General features: G+C 41.5%; 18 protein-coding genes. 2 read left to right on the top strand and 16 right to left on the bottom strand.

Annotation, left to right across the window (positions count from 1 at the left end; all coding sequences use genetic code 11):
- The first annotated feature begins 105 nt into the window (after window positions 1–105).
- Window positions 106–912 carry a type I methionyl aminopeptidase gene (map, locus tag B0184_RS02890; RefSeq protein WP_005709453.1) on the top strand — a complete coding sequence of 269 codons (807 nt, stop codon included), beginning with the start codon at window positions 106–108 and terminating at the stop codon, window positions 910–912.
- Between the two features lie 51 nt (window positions 913–963).
- Here the strand turns inward: map and B0184_RS02885 are convergent, their stop codons facing one another.
- From B0184_RS02885 to rpiA, 4 genes are all read right to left on the bottom strand, one after another.
- Window positions 964–1056 (bottom strand): methionine/alanine import family NSS transporter small subunit, encoded by a 93-nt coding sequence (locus B0184_RS02885; RefSeq protein WP_039851557.1) that lies wholly within the window; start codon window positions 1054–1056, stop codon window positions 964–966.
- A 1-nt stretch (window position 1057) separates the two neighbouring features.
- Window positions 1058–2566: a sodium-dependent transporter gene (locus B0184_RS02880; protein ID WP_005709535.1), complete on the bottom strand. Its 1509-nt coding sequence runs from the start codon at window positions 2564–2566 to the stop codon at window positions 1058–1060.
- 336 nt (window positions 2567–2902) lie between these two features.
- Complete coding sequence (gene serA / locus B0184_RS02875) at window positions 2903–4132, bottom strand: phosphoglycerate dehydrogenase (RefSeq protein ID WP_005709462.1); 1230 nt, start codon at window positions 4130–4132, stop codon at window positions 2903–2905.
- An 84-nt stretch (window positions 4133–4216) separates the two neighbouring features.
- Complete coding sequence (gene rpiA / locus B0184_RS02870) at window positions 4217–4876, bottom strand: ribose-5-phosphate isomerase RpiA (protein ID WP_005709459.1); 660 nt, start codon at window positions 4874–4876, stop codon at window positions 4217–4219.
- A 176-nt stretch (window positions 4877–5052) separates the two neighbouring features.
- Here rpiA and B0184_RS02865 point away from each other — a divergent pair, with 176 nt between their 5' ends.
- On the top strand, window positions 5053–5757 hold the full coding sequence (locus B0184_RS02865) for an FtsZ/tubulin family protein (protein ID WP_005709510.1): 705 nt from the start codon (window positions 5053–5055) through the stop codon (window positions 5755–5757).
- Between the two features lie 62 nt (window positions 5758–5819).
- On the opposite strand, the gene glmM is transcribed toward B0184_RS02865, so the two are convergent.
- From glmM to murD, 12 genes are all read right to left on the bottom strand, one after another.
- Entirely contained in the window at window positions 5820–7151 is a 1332-nt protein-coding gene (glmM, locus tag B0184_RS02860; protein ID WP_005709421.1) for a phosphoglucosamine mutase, read from the bottom strand.
- A 9-nt stretch (window positions 7152–7160) separates the two neighbouring features.
- Window positions 7161–8684 carry a threonine ammonia-lyase, biosynthetic gene (ilvA, locus tag B0184_RS02855; RefSeq protein WP_039851580.1) on the bottom strand — a complete coding sequence of 508 codons (1524 nt, stop codon included), beginning with the start codon at window positions 8682–8684 and terminating at the stop codon, window positions 7161–7163.
- Window positions 8685–8778: 94 nt separating this feature from the next.
- The gene (slyD, locus tag B0184_RS02850) at window positions 8779–9375 is read right to left on the bottom strand and encodes a peptidylprolyl isomerase (protein WP_005709449.1); all 597 of its coding nucleotides are present in this window, start codon (window positions 9373–9375) and stop codon (window positions 8779–8781) included.
- A gap of 169 nt (window positions 9376–9544) precedes the next feature.
- Window positions 9545–10465 carry a UDP-3-O-acyl-N-acetylglucosamine deacetylase gene (gene lpxC / locus B0184_RS02845; RefSeq protein ID WP_005709445.1) on the bottom strand — a complete coding sequence of 307 codons (921 nt, stop codon included), beginning with the start codon at window positions 10463–10465 and terminating at the stop codon, window positions 9545–9547.
- Window positions 10466–10491: 26 nt separating this feature from the next.
- Entirely contained in the window at window positions 10492–11721 is a 1230-nt protein-coding gene (gene ftsZ, locus B0184_RS02840; RefSeq protein WP_005709387.1) for a cell division protein FtsZ, read from the bottom strand.
- Between the two features lie 48 nt (window positions 11722–11769).
- Window positions 11770–13053 carry a cell division protein FtsA gene (gene ftsA, locus B0184_RS02835; protein WP_005709552.1) on the bottom strand — a complete coding sequence of 428 codons (1284 nt, stop codon included), beginning with the start codon at window positions 13051–13053 and terminating at the stop codon, window positions 11770–11772.
- A gap of 26 nt (window positions 13054–13079) precedes the next feature.
- On the bottom strand, window positions 13080–13880 hold the full coding sequence (locus B0184_RS02830; protein ID WP_005709465.1) for a cell division protein FtsQ/DivIB: 801 nt from the start codon (window positions 13878–13880) through the stop codon (window positions 13080–13082).
- On the bottom strand, window positions 13880–14791 hold the full coding sequence (locus B0184_RS02825; protein WP_005709499.1) for a D-alanine--D-alanine ligase: 912 nt from the start codon (window positions 14789–14791) through the stop codon (window positions 13880–13882). Before B0184_RS02825 ends, B0184_RS02830 begins: the two co-directional genes overlap by 1 nt.
- 126 nt (window positions 14792–14917) lie before the next feature.
- Entirely contained in the window at window positions 14918–16345 is a 1428-nt protein-coding gene (gene murC, locus B0184_RS02820) for a UDP-N-acetylmuramate--L-alanine ligase (protein WP_039851579.1), read from the bottom strand.
- 11 nt (window positions 16346–16356) lie between these two features.
- Window positions 16357–17415, bottom strand: a complete 1059-nt coding sequence (gene murG, locus B0184_RS02815) for an undecaprenyldiphospho-muramoylpentapeptide beta-N-acetylglucosaminyltransferase (protein ID WP_005709546.1) — start codon at window positions 17413–17415, stop codon at window positions 16357–16359.
- A 138-nt stretch (window positions 17416–17553) separates the two neighbouring features.
- Window positions 17554–18732, bottom strand: a complete 1179-nt coding sequence (gene ftsW / locus B0184_RS02810; protein ID WP_005709458.1) for a putative lipid II flippase FtsW — start codon at window positions 18730–18732, stop codon at window positions 17554–17556.
- Complete coding sequence (gene murD, locus B0184_RS02805; protein ID WP_005709410.1) at window positions 18732–20033, bottom strand: UDP-N-acetylmuramoyl-L-alanine--D-glutamate ligase; 1302 nt, start codon at window positions 20031–20033, stop codon at window positions 18732–18734. Before murD ends, ftsW begins: the two co-directional genes overlap by 1 nt.
- Window positions 20034–20174 lie beyond the last annotated feature (141 nt).

The raw sequence follows: 20174 nt of genomic DNA, 5'->3' as shown, positions 1-20174 counted from the left end.
GAAAAAGAATTATTTCTGAACGGATTAAATTTTGTAGAAGAAAATTGGGGATTGCGCCGAAAAAAGGTATAATCTCCTCAATTTTTTGACGATAAAGAGAACATTATGAGCAATATTCCATTAAGAAACGAACAAGAAATTGAGAAACTTCGTGAAGCCTGCAAGCTGGCTTCCGATGTGTTAGTGATGATCGAACCCTACGTAAAAGAGGGGGTGAGCACGGGCGAATTAGACCGCATTTGCCACGAATATATGGTTAATGAGCAGAAAGTGATTCCAGCCTGCTTAAATTATCATGGTTTCCCAAAATCAACCTGCATCTCTATCAATGAAGTGGTTTGCCACGGCATTCCAAGTGATGATAAAAAGCTGAAAAAAGGCGATATCGTGAACATTGATGTAACGGTGATCAAAGACGGCTATTTCGGCGATAACTCAAAAATGTATGTAGTAGGCGAGCCTTCTATTCGCGATAAACGCTTATTAGAAGTAACACAAGAATCACTTTACATCGGCTTACGCCAAGTAAAACCAGGCATTCGCTTAAAAGAGATTGGCACAGCGATTCAACAATATGTGGAAAAAGAAGGTTTCTCTGTGGTGCGTGAATATTGCGGACACGGTGTAGGCACGGAATTCCACTGCGATCCACAGGTCTTGCACTACAACGGTGACGATAGTGGCGTAGTGTTAAAGGAAGGGATGGTGTTTACGATTGAACCGATGGTCAATGCGGGCAAAAAAGAGATTCGTACTATGAATGATGGTTGGACGGTAAAAACCAAAGACCGTAGCCACTCAGCTCAATATGAACACCAAATTGTGGTGACCAAAGATGGCTGTGAAGTGATGACCATTCGTGATGAAGAAATTGCCGAAGGGCGAATTTCGCGTGTCATGGTGAATGTGTAAAATTTAATTAAAGTAAAAGGCTGATTGATGTTCACCAATCAGCCTTATTTTTTACTCTTTTGGCAAGCGTTTAATCGAGAGGATTAAACCACCCCAGATAATGACTAACGCTGCAACCATCATTAAAATTGCTGATGTGCTCATATTATTTCTCCACGTTAAATTCAGATTCGTTTTTCCACGGTAAGCGAGAAAGGATAAACGCCACAATCACTAAGAGAATTGCCATTCCCCAACCGAAAGTATTAACAAACCAGCTTGGATAACCCTCATAGCCTTCGGTAAACACTTTTACACCTTCACTTAATAGCATAAACGCTAAAACACCCGTGGTAACAATAATGCATAAACGCCAAATTGTGCCCACTTTAAATGATGAGGTTTTGTTAATGTGGTGACCTAATGTGCTAAGTTTGCCATTCGCTACAATTGCAATTAAGGCAGCAAAAGCGACCGCTACAATACCGAAATAGTTCACGAATTTATCCATAACATCCAACATCGGCAAGCCTGTAGTGGTACCGAATAAGATAACAGAGACGATCATCATTGGCACGCCTACTGCGAAAGTTGCAGTCACACGTCCCATTTTAAGTTTATCTTGGATCGCTGCGATAATAACTTCAATCACCGAAATGAAGGAAGTTAAGGCAGCAAAAGTAAGAGAACCAAAGAATAATACTCCTAATACGCTTCCCATTGGCGCTTCGTTGATAATAGTAGGGAATGCAAAGAAGGCTAAACCGATACCACCTTTTGCCACCTCACTTACTTCTTGACCTGCGGCAGTAGCTATAAAGCCAAGGGCTGCGAACACGCCGATACCTGCTAATACTTCAAAACTTGAGTTTGCAAAACCCACTACTAAGCCTGTGCTGGTAAGGTCTGAATCTTTTTTCAAGTATGAAGAGTAGGTCACCATAATCCCGAAACAGATTGAAAGCGAGAAGAAGATTTGCCCATAAGCTGCAATCCATACGCTTGGATCTGATAATTTTGACCAATCTGGCGTGAATAACGCATCTAAGCCTTTCGCTGCCCCTGGTAGCGTTAATGAGTAAACCACGAGTGCCACGAACATCACCACCAATACTGGCATTAAAATGCTTGAGCTTTTCGCAATCCCTTTTTGTACGCCAAGGGCTAATACTAATAATGCGACAACCCAAACGGCAATCAATGGGCCTGTTACCAAGCCAACAAAATCAAAGCTTACGCCTTGTGCAATATCGCCCATTCTAAGGAACTCACCGACGAAGAAATCAACAGGTTTATCGCCCCAAGTTTTGCTAAATGAAAAGAAAGTATAAATCGCTGCCCAGCCGAGTACGACGGCGTAGTATAAGCCGATGATGACGTTTACCATTACTTGCCACCAACCAAACACTTCAAAGTGTTTATTTAAGCGACGGAATGAGAGTGGTGCTGCGGCACGATGGCGGTGACCAATCGCAAAGTCCAAGAAAAGTAGTGGAATTCCTGCGGTTAAAAGTGCTACGATGTAAGGAATGATAAATGCACCGCCACCATTTTCATAAGTGGTATAAGGGAAACGCCAGATGTTCCCCAAGCCTACGGCTGACCCGATGGCTGCCATAATAAACGCTTGACGACCTGAGAAGGTTTCTCGTTTATGGGTAGTTTGATTAGACACGGAAAAGTTCCTCTAAAAAAGTTAAAAATGCAAACAGTTGCTTGAGATAAATCAAATAAGTTGCGAATAATTCGCATGGCGTGAAGAATATGCCTAAGCAATCAGAAAGTAAAGAAGAGGAATATAAAATTTTTACGCAAAATTAATGAAAAGAATAGTGTTTTATTCCGAATTAAGGTTTTTAATGTAGATATTTATACTGATTAACTTGAGATTTTAGTTTTTTAGATAAGTGCCACATTCAAAAAACAGCACGAAGATTTTTTTTAAAAACTAAGTAAAAATGAATAAAAAAACGGCTGAGTAGTACTCAACCGTTATATTCAAATTAGAGCATTAGTAAAGCACACGTGCTTTAATTGTACCGTCAATCTCTTTCAAGCGTTTTAGTGCTTCTGAGCTGTCTTCAAGCTGAACATCAATCACCACATAGCCAATTTCTGGGTCGGTTTGTAAATATTGACCAGCAATATTCACGTTTTGATCCACAAACACTTGGTTGATTTTATTTAGAATACCTGGTTTGTTTTGGTGAATGTGTAATAAACGTTTCGCATTATTGTTGGCTGGGAGTGATACTTCTGGGAAGTTTACTGCCGATAAGGTTGAGCCGTTGTCTGAGTATTTCACAAATTTATTTGCTACTTCTGTACCAATATTCTCTTGTGCTTCTGCGGTTGAGCCACCGATGTGTGGGGTTAAAATCACGTTGTCAAATTTACGTAATGGCGACTCAAACGGATCATTGATAGACGCAGGTTCAACAGGGAATACGTCAATCGCTGCACCGCGTAAGGTATTCGCTTCTAAACGAGCTGCCAACGCATCTAAATCCACGACAGTACCGCGTGCGGCATTGATTAAAATCGCATCCTCTTTTAATTGGGCAATGCGTTCTGCACTCATTAAGTTTTTAGTCGAGGCATTTTCTGGCACGTGTAATGAAATCGCATCACAGCTTGAAAGCAACTCTTCTAAGCTTGCCACTTGCTGAGCGTTACCTAATGGCAATTTATTTTCGATATCGTAGAAGTAAACTTGCATCCCTACTGCTTCGGCAATCACGCTCAATTGTGAGCCGATATGACCATAGCCGATGATACCCAATTTTTTACCACGCACTTCATTTGCACCTGCAGCCGATTTGTTCCACACGCCACGATGCACTTCCATATTCGCTTTGGGCACTTGACGCATTAACAAAATAATTTCTGCCAATACTAATTCCGCCACAGAGCGGGTATTTGAGAACGGTGCATTAAACACAGGAATACCACGACGTTTCGCTTCCGCTAAATCTACTTGGTTAGTACCAATACAGAAACATCCTACCGCTACTAATTTTTGTGCGTGCTCTAAAATCTCTTTGGTTAAGTGTGTACGCGAGCGAATTCCCACAAAGTGAGCATCTTTAATTGCTTCGATAAGCTCTTCACCATCTAGGGCTTTTTTGTGATACTCAATGTTGGTGTAACCTGCCGCTTTTAATACATCCAGTGCGTTTTGGTGCACGCCTTCGAGTAATAAGAATTTGATTTTTGATTTGTCGAGAGAAACTTTAGCCATAGTTATTCCTTATGTTGTGTTTAAAGTGAAAAACAAAAAGCGGTGCGATTTCGCAAAACATTTGCAAAAATTCACCGCTTGACCTTATTCAATAATTTTTGCCCCTTCAGGCGTACCAACAATCGTGACGTTTGCGAAACGCTGTGCAAAAATGCCGTTGGTGACCACACCTGCGATATTGTTGATGGTGTGTTCCATTTTAAGTGGTTCAAAAATTTTGAAGTTGTGTACGTCTAAAATCACATTACCGTTATCCGTTATCACGCTTTCACGCCATTCAGGAGAACCACCAAGTGCAACTAACTGACGAGCCACATAAGAACGTGCCATCGGAATAACTTCCACTGGCAATGGGAAAGTTGAACCAAGCACATCAACTTGTTTTGAGCTATCCACGATACAAATAAATTTTTTCGCCAAAGAGCTCACAATTTTTTCACGGGTTAATGCTGCCCCGCCGCCTTTGATCATTGCACCTTGTGGGGTAATTTCATCTGCACCATCGATATACACATCTAATTCCACAACGTCATTAGCACTAAACACCTCAATCCCCAACGCACGTAAACGCTCTTCTGAGGCTTTCGATGCTGCCACTGCACCTTTAATTTCATCTTTCATTGAAGCTAATTCATCAATAAAGCAATTCACGGTTGAACCACTACCCACGCCAACGATAGTATCTGGTGTCACAAATTTCAGTGCCGCTTTCGCCGCAATTTTCTTCATTTCTTGTTGGTTCATTACGTTTTCCTATTATTGCGTTAAAGATAAAAATTGGTCTCATTGTGTGCCAAAGAGCAGGCTAAATCAAGCGGTAATTTTTCATAAGTCATTTGAAAATTTTTTATCGAATACGACATAATTTGTCGCTTTATTTCATTATACTGCACACAGTTTAAATCAATAGGAGAATAAAAATGTTTGAGCCGATTTTTGAAGAACAAAATGATTATTTTTGCTCACTTATCATTAAAGGTGAATTTGGCAATAAAGTGGTCAATAATTTAGCTTCGCCCATAGGAAACGTGGATTTTAATATCTTAAAGCTAGAAGAGGTTACAGATCTGTCTGATAACGTTATAACTTTTGTTATTGCTGATAATCTCACTGAAACGGAATGGGTAAAAATTCGCTCTGCTACCTCAAGCACTATTTTTGTGATTGGTTGTGCTTCACCAGTTCAAGAGCCTCAAGCCGATAGCTGTTTTATCTGTGAAACTTCGCCTGAATTATGTATCCAAACGCTTATATCAATGATGAAAATGATTGGCGGATACGGTCATGTTATGACGGATTTTACAGATATTAGGCGTGTGTTAATTGAATGTGGTCAACAAAAGCATGTGATTTATATTGAATCAACACACCCCGAAGAAGCTATAGAGAGGGTATTAAACCAACTCTCTAATAAACCTATCGCCTTAGATCAGGTAAAAGGGATATTGCTTAATATGGTAATTGGCGAAGATTTTGAGTTTTCCAATATCTATACCATTATCGATACCATTATCGCAAGGATCGAGGAAGAAGTTTCTGAAACAACTTTGGTTATTTTCGGTACGACATTCGATGTGAATAAACAGGGGCAAGAATTAGGCTTAAATATGATTGTAAGTTATTAAAGGTAAGCGGTGGATTTTGCAATTTGTTTTACAAAATCCACCGCTTGTTGTTTATGAAAAGATTAGTTACGTTTCACTGCTTCCGCAATCTCTTCCGCACAGCTTTGGGCTAACGTTGCATCTTCACACTCTACCATCACACGAATAAGCGGTTCTGTACCTGATTTACGTAACAAGATACGTCCTTTTCCTGCTAAGCGTTCTTCTACTGATTTTGCAACAGCTTTTACTTCTTCGCTGTTGAGTGGGTTTTCACCACCTGCGAAGCGAACGTTAATTAACACTTGCGGGAAGAGTGGCACAGCTTTTGCTAATTCGTTTAAGGTTAGGTTGTGTTTTACCATTGCAGCTAACACTTCAAGCGAGGCAACAATACCATCACCCGTGGTGTTTTTATCTAACACGATGATGTGCCCTGAATTTTCACCGCCTAATTTCCAGCCTTTCTCTTTTAACTGCTCAAGCACATAGCGGTCACCTACATTGGCACGCACGAATGGAATCGCAAGTTCTTTTAATGAGAGTTCTAAGCTCATATTGCTCATTAATGTACCTACTACGCCACCTTTTAATTTACCCGCACGTAAAGCTTCGCGTGCCAAAATAAACAGAATTTGGTCGCCATCTACTTTGTTGCCTAAGTGGTCTACCATCATAATGCGGTCGCCATCACCATCGTAAGCTAAACCGATGTCTGCTTCAGACTCTTTCACCACTTTTTGAAGTGCTTTGATGTCAGTTGCCCCACATTTTTCGTTGATGTTTAAACCGTTCGGACGTGTGCCGATTTCGATAACATCAGCCCCTAACTCACGCATTACGTTTGGTGCAATGTGGTAAGTTGCACCGTTCGCACAATCCACCACAATTTTTAAGCCGTCTAAGCTTAATTCGGATGGGAAACCAGCTTTACAAAATTCAATGTAACGACCCGCCGCATCGTTGATACGGCTTGCTTTACCAAGGCTAGCCGAGTCTACGCAGTCCATCGGTTCATCTAACATCGCTTCGATCGCTTCTTCTACTTCATCAGGTAATTTTTCGCCCACTGATGAGAAGAATTTGATTCCGTTATCGTAGTATGGATTGTGAGAGGCTGAAATTACGATCCCTGCTTCTGCACGGAAAGTGCGGGTTAAATAAGCAATCGCAGGGGTTGGCATTGGACCGACAAACACCGCAGATAAACCCGCCGCGGTTAAGCCCGCTTCAAGTGCCGATTCCAACATATAGCCAGAAATACGGGTATCTTTACCGATAATCACTTTTTTCGTGCCTTGAGTCGCAAGCACTTTACCTGCCGCCCAGCCGAGTTTTAACGCAAATTCTGGGGTAATCGGGAATTTACCTACTTCACCGCGTACACCATCTGTACCGAAATATTTGCGAGCCATAAATGTTCCTTATTTTAAAAAGTATTGATAAGCTAAGCTGTCGCTTACGTCTTGGTAGCGATAGCCTAATTGTTCTAAATGTTTGGTTAATTCTGCTTCTGAGCCTGCTGTCATAGAGAATGCGGCTAAAATATCACCGTAGTCTGCCCCGTGTGCACGGTAGTGGAACAACGAAATATCCCAATCGGTTAAGGCTTGTAAGAATTTAAGTAATGCCCCTTTCTGTTCTGGAAAGTCAAAGCGGTAGAGTTTTTCGTTTTGAATGCTAGCTGGTCTACCACCAATCATATAACGCACGTGGGTTTTTGCGATGTCATCATCTGATAAATCGCTCACATCGTAACCATTTTGGCGAAGTTCTTCGAGAATTTCTGCTTTTTCTTGGCTACCAGAAATGCGTACGCCTACAAAAATACACGCATTGGCATCATCTGCGTGGCGGTAGTTAAATTCTGTCACCGCACGGCTACCCAGAATTTGGCAGAATTTTAAGAAGCTGCCTTTTTGCTCTGGAATAGTTACCGCTAATAAAGCTTCACGTTTTTCGCCAATTTCGCAACGCTCAGACACAAAACGCAAGGTATGGAAATTAAGGTTTGCACCTGAGAGCACGCAAGCGAGATTTTCTCCTTCGATGCCGTGCTTTTTCACATATTTTTTCAAGCCTGCAAGCGAGGTTGCGCCCGAAGGCTCCGCCACCGCACGCACATTCTCAAAAATATCTTTCAATGCCGCACAGATTTCATCGTTATCGACTAAAACTACATCATCAACATATTGTTTACAAATACGGAAAGTTTCATCGCCGATACGTTTTACCGCAATACCGTCAGCGAATAAACCTACGTGATCTAAATCGACAGGCTGACCCGCTTTTAATGCGTGATATAAACAAGCGGAGTCTTTGGACTCCACGCCGATCACTTGAATTTCAGGCAGAAGTTGTTTCACAAGGACTGCGATCCCTGCGATCAAACCACCACCGCCAACAGGCACAAAAATGCGGTTCAGATCGGAACGTTGTTGAATGAGCTCCATCGCGATCGTGCCTTGTCCTGCAATCACAGCAGGGTCATCAAATGGGTGAATAAAGGTCATATTCAACTCTTTTGAAAGCTCAAGTGCTTTGGCTTTGGCTTCGTCAAAGTTCGCACCATAAAGTAGCACTTCGCCGCCAAAACCACGCACAGCATCCACTTTAATACTTGGCGTGTTTTGAGGCATCACGATTAACGCACGTAAGCTTAAATGTTTTGCTGAAAGCGCGACACCTTGAGCGTGGTTACCCGCAGAAGCCGCAATCACACCCGCTTCTTTTTGAGCTTTAGAAAGATTAGAAATCATCGCAAATGCTCCGCGTAGCTTAAAGCTATGCACTGGCTGGCGATCTTCACGTTTGATGAAAATATTATTTTTCAAGCGTGAAGAGAGCTTATCCATCTTTTGCAATGGCGTGACTTGAGCGAGATCATAAATATTGGAACTAAGAATAGTGCGGAGATAGTCCGTATTCGATAGGATTTGTTGTGTCATATGATTGGTTTTAATGATCTTCCCAAAGGCAGGGATTGAAAGGGTTAGATAGTCGAAAAGGGCGTGTTTAGCACGCCCCATTGCAATTAGTTAATTAGTGTCCACCGCAACCACAGCTGCCATGACTGTGTCCGTGATCGTGATGATGGTGATGACCACCGCCACAGCAGCCGTGACCTTCTTCTTCATCGCTGTCATGACCACCACAGCCGCAACCATGTTCGTGACCAGAGTGAATGTGGCCGTGTGCGATCTCTTCCAAAGTTGCTTCACGTGTGCCAACCACTTCTACAGAGAAGAGTAATTCTTGACCTGCAAGCATATGGTTACCATCAACCACCACTTCATCACCATCTACTTCCGTGATCACAACAGGTAATGGACCTAAGTCCGTATCGGCGATAAAACGCATACCTACTTCTAACTCATCTACGCCCATAAATACATCTTTTGGTACACGTTGCACCATATTTTCGTTGTATTCGCCGTAGCCTTCTTCTGGGCTTACACGCACTTCAAAAGTATCGCCAACTGCTTTACCCTCTAATGCTTTTTCTAAACCTTCAACAAGGTTATTGTGACCATGTAAGTATTCTAAAGGTTGGTTCGCTGGTGCTTCGTCCACTAATACGCCATCTTGAGTACGTACTTGATAAGCAATGCTTGGTACTACGTTTTTAGTAATTTTCATTAAAAATGATCCTTTGTTTATATAAAAAATTAACCGCATTGTAGCGGTTTGTATGATATTTGCAAATTGTTCTATAAATTCGATCGCTTGTAGGGTATGTGAAATTCATTTCACGCACATCAATATAGAAAAGCGTGCGTGGATTTTTCAATCCACACACCCTACTATACTAAATAAAAACAAGCTCTTTTAAGCGATAACCCTGCGGCACGGCTTCTTTGTCTTCGAAAGTGACAAACTCCCACGCATTTTCATTCGCGAGCACCGCACGGAGTAATTTATTGTTCACGCCGTGACCTGATTTATAGGCTCTGAAATCACCTAAGATGTTGTAACCACACATAAAGAGATCGCCAATAGAATCAAGCATTTTGTGTTTCACTAACTCATCTTTATAGCGTAAACCATCTTCATTCAGAATGCGGTAGTCATCTAACACGATCGCATTATCTAAGCTGCCGCCTAGTGCTAAACCAATCGATTGGAGATATTCCACATCTTTCATAAAAGTAAAGGTTCTTGCACGGCTAATTTGCTGAATGAAGTTTTCTGCTGAAAGATCCATCGCAAAATGGCGTACATCTTTGCTAATCATCGGGTGATTAAAATCAATGGTGAAATCTAATTTTAAACCATTTGCATAAGGTCTGATTTCTGCCCATTTATCGCCCTCTTCCACACGTACGGTTTCTTTAATACGGATGAATTTTTTCGGGGCATTTTGCTCTTCGATACCTGCATCTAAGAAAAGATAGATAAACGGACTTGAACTACCATCCATAATTGGAATTTCTGGGGCATCGACTTCAACGATAAGATTATCTAAACCTAATGCTGCCATCGCTGCATTTAAGTGTTCAACGGTTGAAATACGCACACCGTCATCGTTGATCATACAAGTACAAAGTTGTGTATCACGAATCGATTCCGCACTTGCAGGGAAGTAAACTGCAGGTTCTAAATCGGTTCGAGCATAAATAATCCCCGTATTGGCAGGTGCAGGACGCAAAGTGAGCGTTACTTTTTTGCCACTGTGCAAACCAATGCCAGTAACTTTGGTTGCTTGTTTTAGGGTTCTTTGTTTAATCATTTTTTATTCCTCGCAAGCGGTCAAAATTAGTGACCGTTTCGCATAAATCCTGGAATAGCACTTGGTGAGAACATTTGGTTTGGATCAATCGTTCTTGGCTGTTGCGTTGTTCCAGCATTTTGTGGTGCTTGGTTAAAGCCAGTTGGATGTGGCTGATGAGCATAATTCGGGTTTTGCTGAATAGGCTGTTGAGTACCATAACCTACAGGTTTTTGTACGGGTTGCGCTTGTTCAACTGGCATTTGTGGCTGTTGTAACATACCTGTACGTGGCATTGCTAACTCTTCTGCTTGGCCTAAACCTGTTGCAACTAATGTTACGCGGATTTGACCTTCCATGTCAGGGTAGAATGTCGTACCGAAGATGATAGTTGCGTCTGGATCTGCGGCTTCTGTCACATATTTTACAACGGCATCTACCTCGTTCAATTCTAAATCATCACCTGCAGAGATGTTAATTAACACACCTTTTGCACCAGATAAATCTACATCTTCCAATAATGGGCTTGCAACTGCATCCATTGCCGCACGTTCTGCACGACCGTCTCCCTCTGCAACGCCTGTTCCCATCATTGCACGTCCCATCTCAGACATAACTTTTTTTACGTCTGCAAAGTCAACGTTTACCAAACCTTCTTTGGTAATCATATCTGTGATGCCTAATACGGCATTGCGTAAAACATCATCAGCATAAGCATAAGCTTCTTTAAATTTAATATTTTTAGGAAGTACTTTTAGTAATTTTTCATTTTGGATAATAATGAGAGAGTCTACATTCTTAGATAGCTCTTTAATCCCTTGTTCCGCAAAATGAGCACGTTTTTTACCTTCAAAATTGAATGGTTTGGTCACGATTGCAACAGTTAATGCTTCTTGGCTTTTTGCAATTTCAGCAATAACAGGTGCTGCACCTGTGCCAGTACCGCCACCCATACCCGCTGCGATAAACACCATATCTGCACCGTTGATCATATTACCGAGTGCTTCACGGTCTTCTTCAGCAGATTGATAACCAATATTTGGATCCGCACCTGCACCTAAACCGTGGGTAATGCTTGCACCAATTTGAACAGTGTTGCGAACAGAACTTGAGCGTAATACTTGTGCATCTGTATTCACTGAAAAAAACTCAACGCTGCCGATATCATCTTCTTGACAGCTTCTTACCATATGATTTAAAGCGTTACCGCCACCGCCACCAACACCAACGACTTTAATAATCGCATCAGGCGTCATTTCATAAACTGGTTCAAACATGCTTTACTCCCTAAAAATAAGCATCATATTAACTTATTTAATTTTAATTTAAAAATTTGATTTAACCCAATGTAAAATTTTACGTGATTTTTTCTTCACGTCTTCAATTATATCTGACACACTTTGGTTATTTATCAAGGTTGAATTTTTTTGTATTGGATAATGAAAATTATACTGCAAAAGTCCTAATACTGTCGCATATTGAGGCTTATTTACATAATCTGTTAAACCTGCAATATTGAGCGGATTTCCTACCCTTACATGTGCTTCAAAGATATTTTTTGCACATTTTACAATATCTTCCATTTGCGAACCACCACCAGTTAATACAAAACCTGCAATTAATTCTTGTTTTATACCTTGTTGATATAATTCTTGGTGTAATTGCATTAAATCAGCATTAACTACTTTAAATAAATCGCTATAGCATTGTGCGGTTACCTCCGCAACGTGAGCTCTTGTATAAATACGAGGTGCACTTCCAGATAAGCCCGAAATTGAGAATTTCTTATCTGGATTATTTGGTGGTGGTGAAACCGCACTGCCGTAATTAATTTTAATATTTTCGGCTTCTTTGCGGGTCATAGTAAAAGTACGAGCAATAAAATCGGTAATATCATTGCCACCAAATGGATAAACCTTACTAAAACGTAATGCACCATCGGTATAAACCATCACATCCATCGTACCTGCACCGATGTCAATTAAGCAAACCCCGAGTTCTTTATCATCTTCAGTTAAAACCGAACAAGCGGAAGCTAATCCAGAAAAGACGACGCTCGCCACTTCTGATTTTTTATCATACTCTACGGCATTAACTAAATTACGTTTCCAATCTTGATGAGCCGCAATTAAATGCACATGGGCAGTTAAACGATTGCCCGATAAACCGACAGGATTTTTCGTTGCCGGTAAGCGATCAACCTTAAATTCTTGTGGAATAACATGCAACATTTCCAAACCATCAGGTAAACGTACTGATCTCGCATTACGCGTAGCATCTTCAACATCTTCTTTACGGACAAGATCAACTAATGGCACCTGACCCATTTCATTTAAGCCCGTAATATGTGAGCCAGAAATAGCCAACATAACCTTAAAAAATTCAAGGTTTGAAACCGATTCCGCCTCTTCAATTGCATTGCGAATAGAACGCACAACGGCATCTAAATCAATGATGCCTCCGCGATCAACCCCTTTTGAAGGGGCAACACCTGTGCCTAGCACTTTAATTACACCATCAGGTAGCATCTCACCGATGACAGCAACTGTCTTAGAAGTGCCAATATCTAACCCAACGATGGTATCTAGCTCATTTGTATTATCACTCATTTTATTTTTCGTTTATTTGCACTTTACTATTTGGGGATTGGATAGAAACCTACGGCTGCACCATGCTCATAGCGTAAATCAACATAGCCCAAACGCTGCCCTTCAGGAATTTCTATATCAGGAAAAATCATCATAAAGCGGTCAATTTTGGGTGTCCATTCACCACGACCTAATCTTAATTCAATATTATTCGTTAACGTAATAGACCAAGAGCCTCGATTATCCATCGCAAGAGATTTAAGCGATAAATTACGAGAAGCTAATTCAGCTTGAATCTTAGCCCAAGCATTTAAAACCTCTTTGCTTTCTGCGTCTGGTCCAAACATCTGAGGCAAGCCTGTGCGATCAAAGCGATCTGCGGGTAAATTAAATACCACTCCTTGATCAGAAAGATAGTGAATGTTATTCCATACTGCCACAGGTTTATGCTCAACCAATCCAATACTTAAACGATCAGGATAAGATTTTCGTACAACTACATCTTTAACCCAAGAGAGTTGCATTAACTTATCTTTAACTTCTTGAATATCTTGAGAAAAATATCCTTTTAGAGCGGGCTCTTTGGCTAAAGTTTCACGAATATCTGCATTAGTCGTAAATTGTGTCTTATTTGTTAATGCATAAGCACGAATAGAGGTTCTATCTAAACCTTCTAGCAAAGACGACCAATTCGCGTACAAAACATACATTACAATGAAGCAGAATAACAGAATCAATGGCTTAAATGAAGTTAACCATTTCATAGGTAACAAATGAAACTTTGTTGCCATATACTCTTTCGCAAGGCGAAGATAATTCGGTTTTCTCTTACGAGCAAACGCAACCATTACGCACTTAACTCCAACACACGTTCAACTAAACGTTCAAAGCTATAACCCACGGTTGCTGCCGATTTCGGGAAGATGCTGTGACTTGTCATACCTGGGCAGGTATTTACTTCGACTAAACGGAAATTACCGTTCGCATCTTCCATCACATCAATACGGCTCCAACCCCTACAGCCCACCACATCAAAGGCTTGCTTCACAATTTTTGCCACCTCGGCTTGGCGTTCATCGCTTAATGCGGGCACGACATATTGGGTATTGTCTGAAATATATTTGGCGTGATAATCGTAAAATTCGCCTTCTGGAATCACTTGCACTGCAGGCAATACTTCGCCATCTAACACCGGCACAGAATATTCCGCCCCTGCTAAAAATTCTTCAACTAACACAATGCTGTCAAATTTTAGCGCTTCTTCAATCGCAGGCTGTAATTCCGCTTCAGTTTTTACCTTGAACACGCCAACGCTTGAACCTTCACAAGAAGGTTTAACAAACACTGGCAAGCCTAATTTTGCAATAATGGCTGCAGAATCGACCGCTTGTCCGCGTTTTACTACCACCATTTCTGCAGTCGGTAAACCAACAGCTTGCCATAATAATTTGGTGCGAAATTTATCTAAAGTGATTGCTGATGCCATCACGCCACAGCCTGTGTAAGGAATGCCCATCTGTTCCAAAGCACCTTGCAACACACCGTTCTCACCAATGCCACCGTGTAAAATGTTGAAGACACGTTGAATCCCTTTTTCTTTTAATTTTTCAATTGGGAACTCTTTGGTATCAATACCTTCCACATCATAGCCAAGGTTTTTAAGGGCTTCGGTTACCGCTGCACCAGAGTTTAACGATACCTCGCGTTCCATCGAAACGCCCCCAAATAACACTGCGATTTTTTCGTTTTTAATGTTCATTGTATTCTCGATTTTCTCGTAGGGTCGTGTTGCATACGCCCTTTTAACATCTTTGGTATATCAGGACGTGTGCAACACGCCCCTACAAGCGGTGTAATTTGCAAAATATGTTGCAAAAACAACTGTTTATGCTTTCCAACTCTCTGCTAAATCACGCGAAAGTTTGCTCACATTGCCCGCACCTTGTGCCAAAATCAAATCACCATCTTGAATGATTTGATCAAGCACCTCGCCTAATTGGCTGGTATCCGACACCAAAATTGGATCAACCTTACCCAAGTTACGGATAGAACGGCATAATGCTTTACTGTCTGCTCCAACAATCGGAGCTTCGCCTGCCGCATATACATCTAACATTACCAACGCATCGACTTGCGATAACACTTGCACGAAATCATCAAACAGGTCACGGGTACGCGAATAGCGGTGCGGCTGGAATACCATCACAACACGTTTGCCTTCCCAGCCTTGACGTGCAGCTTTAATCGTCACATCAACTTCCGTTGGGTGATGACCATAATCGTCTACCAACATCACTTTACCATTCGGACGAATAAATGAACCCAATTGGTCAAAGCGACGCCCCGCTCCTTGGAAATCTGCAAGTGCGGCTAAAATCGCTTCATTGGCAATGCCTTCTTCTTTAGCAACCGCAAGTGCTGCAGTCGCATTCAATGCATTATGACGACCAGGTACGTTTAACAGCACCTCAACACGTTCTCCATTAGGGCAAATCACCGTGTAGTGCCCTTGGAAGCCTGTTTGTTGGTAGTCTTCGATACGATAATCCGCATTTTCGCTAAATCCGTAAGTGATCACTTGGCGGCCCACTTTCGGGGCAATTTCCATCACCGTAGCATCATCAGCACACATCACCGCTAAACCGTAGAAAGGCAAGTTACGCAAGAATTTAACGTAAGTCTCTTTCATCTTCTCAAAATCGCCACCGTAGGTGTCCATATGGTCTGGCTCAATGTTAGTGACAACAGAAACCATTGGTTGTAAATGTAAGAATGACGCATCACTTTCATCTGCCTCCGCCACTAAATAACGGCTTGCACCTAAGTGAGCATTTTTACCTGCAGATTTTACCAAACCGCCGTTTACGAAGGTTGGATCTAAGCCAGCTTCGGTGTAAATCATTGAGATCATTGCAGTGGTTGTGGTTTTGCCGTGCGTGCCCGCAATCGCAATTCCGTGGCGGAAACGCATAATCTCTGCCAACATTTGTGCACGTTGAATCACAGGAATACGCGCTTCTTTTGCCGCTTTTACTTCAGGGTTTTCTTCGTTAATCGCACTGGATGCCACCACTACGCTCGCCCCTGAAATATTTTCCGCACTGTGACCAATAAAAATATGTGCCCCTGCAGCAGCTAGGCGTTTGGTAACCACACCATCGGCAATATCTGAACCGCTGATTTTGTAGCCTTCATTCAGTAATACTTCAGCAATACCGCTCATCCCCGCACCGCCAATGCCGATAAAGTGAATTTGGCTCACACGGCGCATTTCAGGCACAAGTTTTTTAATATTATCTTGGAAATTTTGCATTTTATTTTCTCTCATTCATTACTTTCTGCCACAATCACTTCCGCCACGCGTTTTGCTGCAGTTGGCGTAGATTTTGCTTTGGCTTTGATTGCCATCCCGGTTAATTTAGTACGATCAGCAATCAACGGCTCTAACACTGCTAACAGTTTTTCTGGCGTAAATTCGGGTTGCTCAATCACATAAGCTGCCCCCGCCTCCACCAAATATTCCGCATTCAAAAATTGCTGTCTGTCTTTATGTTGGAACGGTACGAAAACGGCAGGCAAGCCTGCAGCGGCAACTTCGCATACGGTTAATGCGCCTGAGCGGCAAATCACTAAATCTGCCCATTCGTAAGCGGCTTTCATATCATCAATAAATTCTGCTGCTGTGCCATTGCCTGTCGCTTGGTAAACCTCTTCTACACCTGCTAATTTCCCTTTACCAACTTGATGGCTAATAAACACCTGATTGCCCAACGCTTTTGCCACTTCGGGCATGGTTTTGTTAATTACTTGTGCCCCTTGGCTTCCACCCATCACTAAAATATTGATTGGATAGCTACGTTCTGCAAAACGCTGTTCTGGTGCTTCAATTTCAAATAAATCTTGGCGAACAGGATTACCCACCACCTCAGCATTCGGGAAAGCATTAGGAAAAGCCTGCAACACACGGCGAGCAATTTTTGAAAGCCACACATTGGTTAGCCCAGCCACTGCATTTTGCTCATGTAAAATCACGGGCACGCCACACAATTTCGCCGCAATCCCACCTGGTCCAGACACATAACCGCCCATACCGAGCACCGCATCAGGCTTAAATTTTTTGATAATTTTACGGGCTTGCATTACTGCTCTTAGAATGGCAAAAGGGGCTTTTAGCAATGCGCCAACGCCTTTGCCTTTCAGCCCTGAAATTTGGATAAATTCAATGGGAATACCGTGTTTGGGAACAAGATCTGCTTCCATTCGGTCTTTTGTTCCTAGCCAACAAATCTCCCATCCTTGTTGCTGTAATTCACGTGCAACGGCAATTGCGGGAAATACGTGCCCACCTGTGCCTCCTGCCATGACTAATAATTTTTTTGCCATTGGTATTCTCGTTTACTTTATTTTTAGACAACTTTTGTTGTAAAGAAAAAATTGTGGATATTGTACAAGAATTTACACTTTTTCGGAAAAAGAAAGCGGTCAATTTTGTAAATTTTTCACAAAATCGACCGCTTAAACTTAATTTTTCTTCACACGAGTGTAACCAATTCTTTCCAATCGATTTTCGTGGTCTATTCTCACTAGAATCGCCATTGCGATAGATAATAAAATTAAACTCGAACCACCATAACTAACAAACGGGAAAGTAAGTCCTTTCGTTGGTAGTAAACCTGATGCTACCCCTAAGTTAATCACACCTTGCAGAAATATCCATACAGCAATGCCAAAAGCAAAATAGCCTTTGAAACGTTCTTCCATTTGTAAAGACTCTCGGCTAATTTTTATTGTTCGAATTAACAAACAGGTCAGCATAAAGATAATAAATAAAATGCCAACTAAGCCAAATTCTTCACCAATTACAGCCATAATGAAATCGGTGTGGGCCTCTGGCAAATACTCTAATTTTTGTACCGAATTTCCTAAGCCTCGACCTAAAATTTCCCCTTGCCCAAATGCCATTTGGGAATTGGCAAGCTGGAAACCATCTCCATAAACATCCGCAAAAGGGTCAAGATAAGCAGTTACCCTTTTCATTCGATACTCTGAAGAGTAAACATAACCAGCAAAGCCAGCCACAGCAACCACACCCAAAGCGATAAACTGCTGCCATTTCGCTCCCATAATAAAGAGCATACTAAAAGTGATGGAGAAAAGGATGAAAATACTGCCTAAATCCGATTGTGCTGTTAGAATAATAATAAAAAGTGCAACGACTGCGAATGGACGGATAAAGCTCCAATGTTCCGTTCGAATAACTTCATAGCGGCGAACATAAAAACTGGCGAAATAACATATAATTGCCAACTTCGCTAATTCAGACGCTTGGAAATTCATTATACCCAACGGAATCCAACGCTTCGCACCGTTAATTTCTTTACCAACAAACAATACCGCAATGAGTAAAATCAATGAAATAAAAAATAATGCTACATTGTATTTTTCCCATTTGCGAATCGGTTGCTGAATAAAAAAAGCAAAAATGCATAATGCCATCACAATATAGCCCGCATCGCGAATAGCAAAATGAAATGGTTCATTATATAAACGAATACTAATTGGAATTGATGCAGAACCGACCACAATAAGACCTATCATCATCAAGCCAACATAGAGCCACAATAAGGTGCGATCGTAGAGCGAATCCGTCGGTGTGAGACGAAACCAATTATCAATCCCCGTTTTGATTGCTCGTAACATTAAGCCTTTTCTCCTCGAGCTAATGCCATAAAAATATCGCCACGTTCTTCAAAGTTTTTAAACTGATCTAAACTTGCACAAGCTGGAGAAAGCAATACCATATCACCCGATTTTAATTTTGGACGAATAGAGGTAATCGCTTCATATATCGTCTCTACCAACACACTTTGTGAAGAAAGTTTGACTAATTCAGCGCCATCTTGTCCGAAGCAATAGCAAACAATATTCGGTTTGTTGATTAACGGTTTCAGTTCTGAAAAATCTGCCGCTTTACCGTCTCCGCCTAATAGTAAATAGAGAGTACCCGCTACCTCTAAGCCGTTCAGAGCTGCCACTGTGCTGCCCACATTAGTCGCTTTAGAATCATTGACCCAACGCACGCCATCATGCGTTGGTACAGCTTGGAAACGATGAACCAACCCACCATAAACTTGTAGCGCTTTTATAATACCTTCACGAGGAATGCTTGCAGCATCAGCTAATGCCATTGCAGCTAACGCATTCATTTCATTGTGACGCCCACGAATTAACATCTGTTTTGTCCCAATAATCGCCGTCTCTTCTGCATAAAGTACGCCATTTCTCAAGCTATATTCTGCATTGTGTTCTGCAAAACGAATCAATTTTTTAACCGCTTGTTCAGGATACGTTTGGGGATCTTCGCCATTCACAATTACATTTTCTGCATTATTATAAATTTTAAGTTTTGCTGCACGGTAATCAGCAATTGAATCATATCTATCCATATGATCTTCACTCACATTCAGTACGGTTGCAGCAACCGCTTTGAGCGAAGAGGTCGTTTCAAGTTGGAAGCTTGAAAGCTCTAATACATAAAGTGCATAATCACCATTTAACAGGCTTAATGCAGGCACGCCGATATTGCCGCCCATTCCAACTTTAATACCCGCTTGCTTTGCCATCTCAGTCACTAATGTTGTGACCGTACTCTTACCATTTGAACCTGTGATAGCAATAATTGGTGCGGTTGCCTCACGGCAAAACAGCTCAATATCGCCCACCACTTCTACGCCTGCGTTAATCGCTTGCTGAATTTCAGGCGTTGCCAATGCAAGCCCTGGACTAATCACGATTAAATCGGAATTGAGCAGCCACTCAAGATTTAAGCCGCCTGTATGTAATGGAATTTCTTTGGATAATTGTTCGATGCCAGCTGGTTTCTCGCGGGTATCAATCACTTGTACTTTCGCATTTTTATCTGCAAAAAAATCGACACAAGATAAGCCTGTTTTGCCCAAGCCTATAATCGTTACTGTTTTATTTTCGTATTGGTTTTGCATTTTTTTATTCTCTTTTTGTTGTCTTACTTTCCCAACTATCCGCAAGCTAGGAGGTATAAATGACTATCTCTATGGCTAACTGTTTATTCATTGATAAAATAGGCTTTATCCCACCTTTGATTTTCATCATATTTGGTGGAA

This window comes from Haemophilus paraphrohaemolyticus, assembly GCF_002015045.1.
Classification (GTDB): domain Bacteria; phylum Pseudomonadota; class Gammaproteobacteria; order Enterobacterales; family Pasteurellaceae; genus Haemophilus_A; species Haemophilus_A paraphrohaemolyticus.
This window is presented reverse-complemented; position numbering and strand designations above follow the sequence as displayed.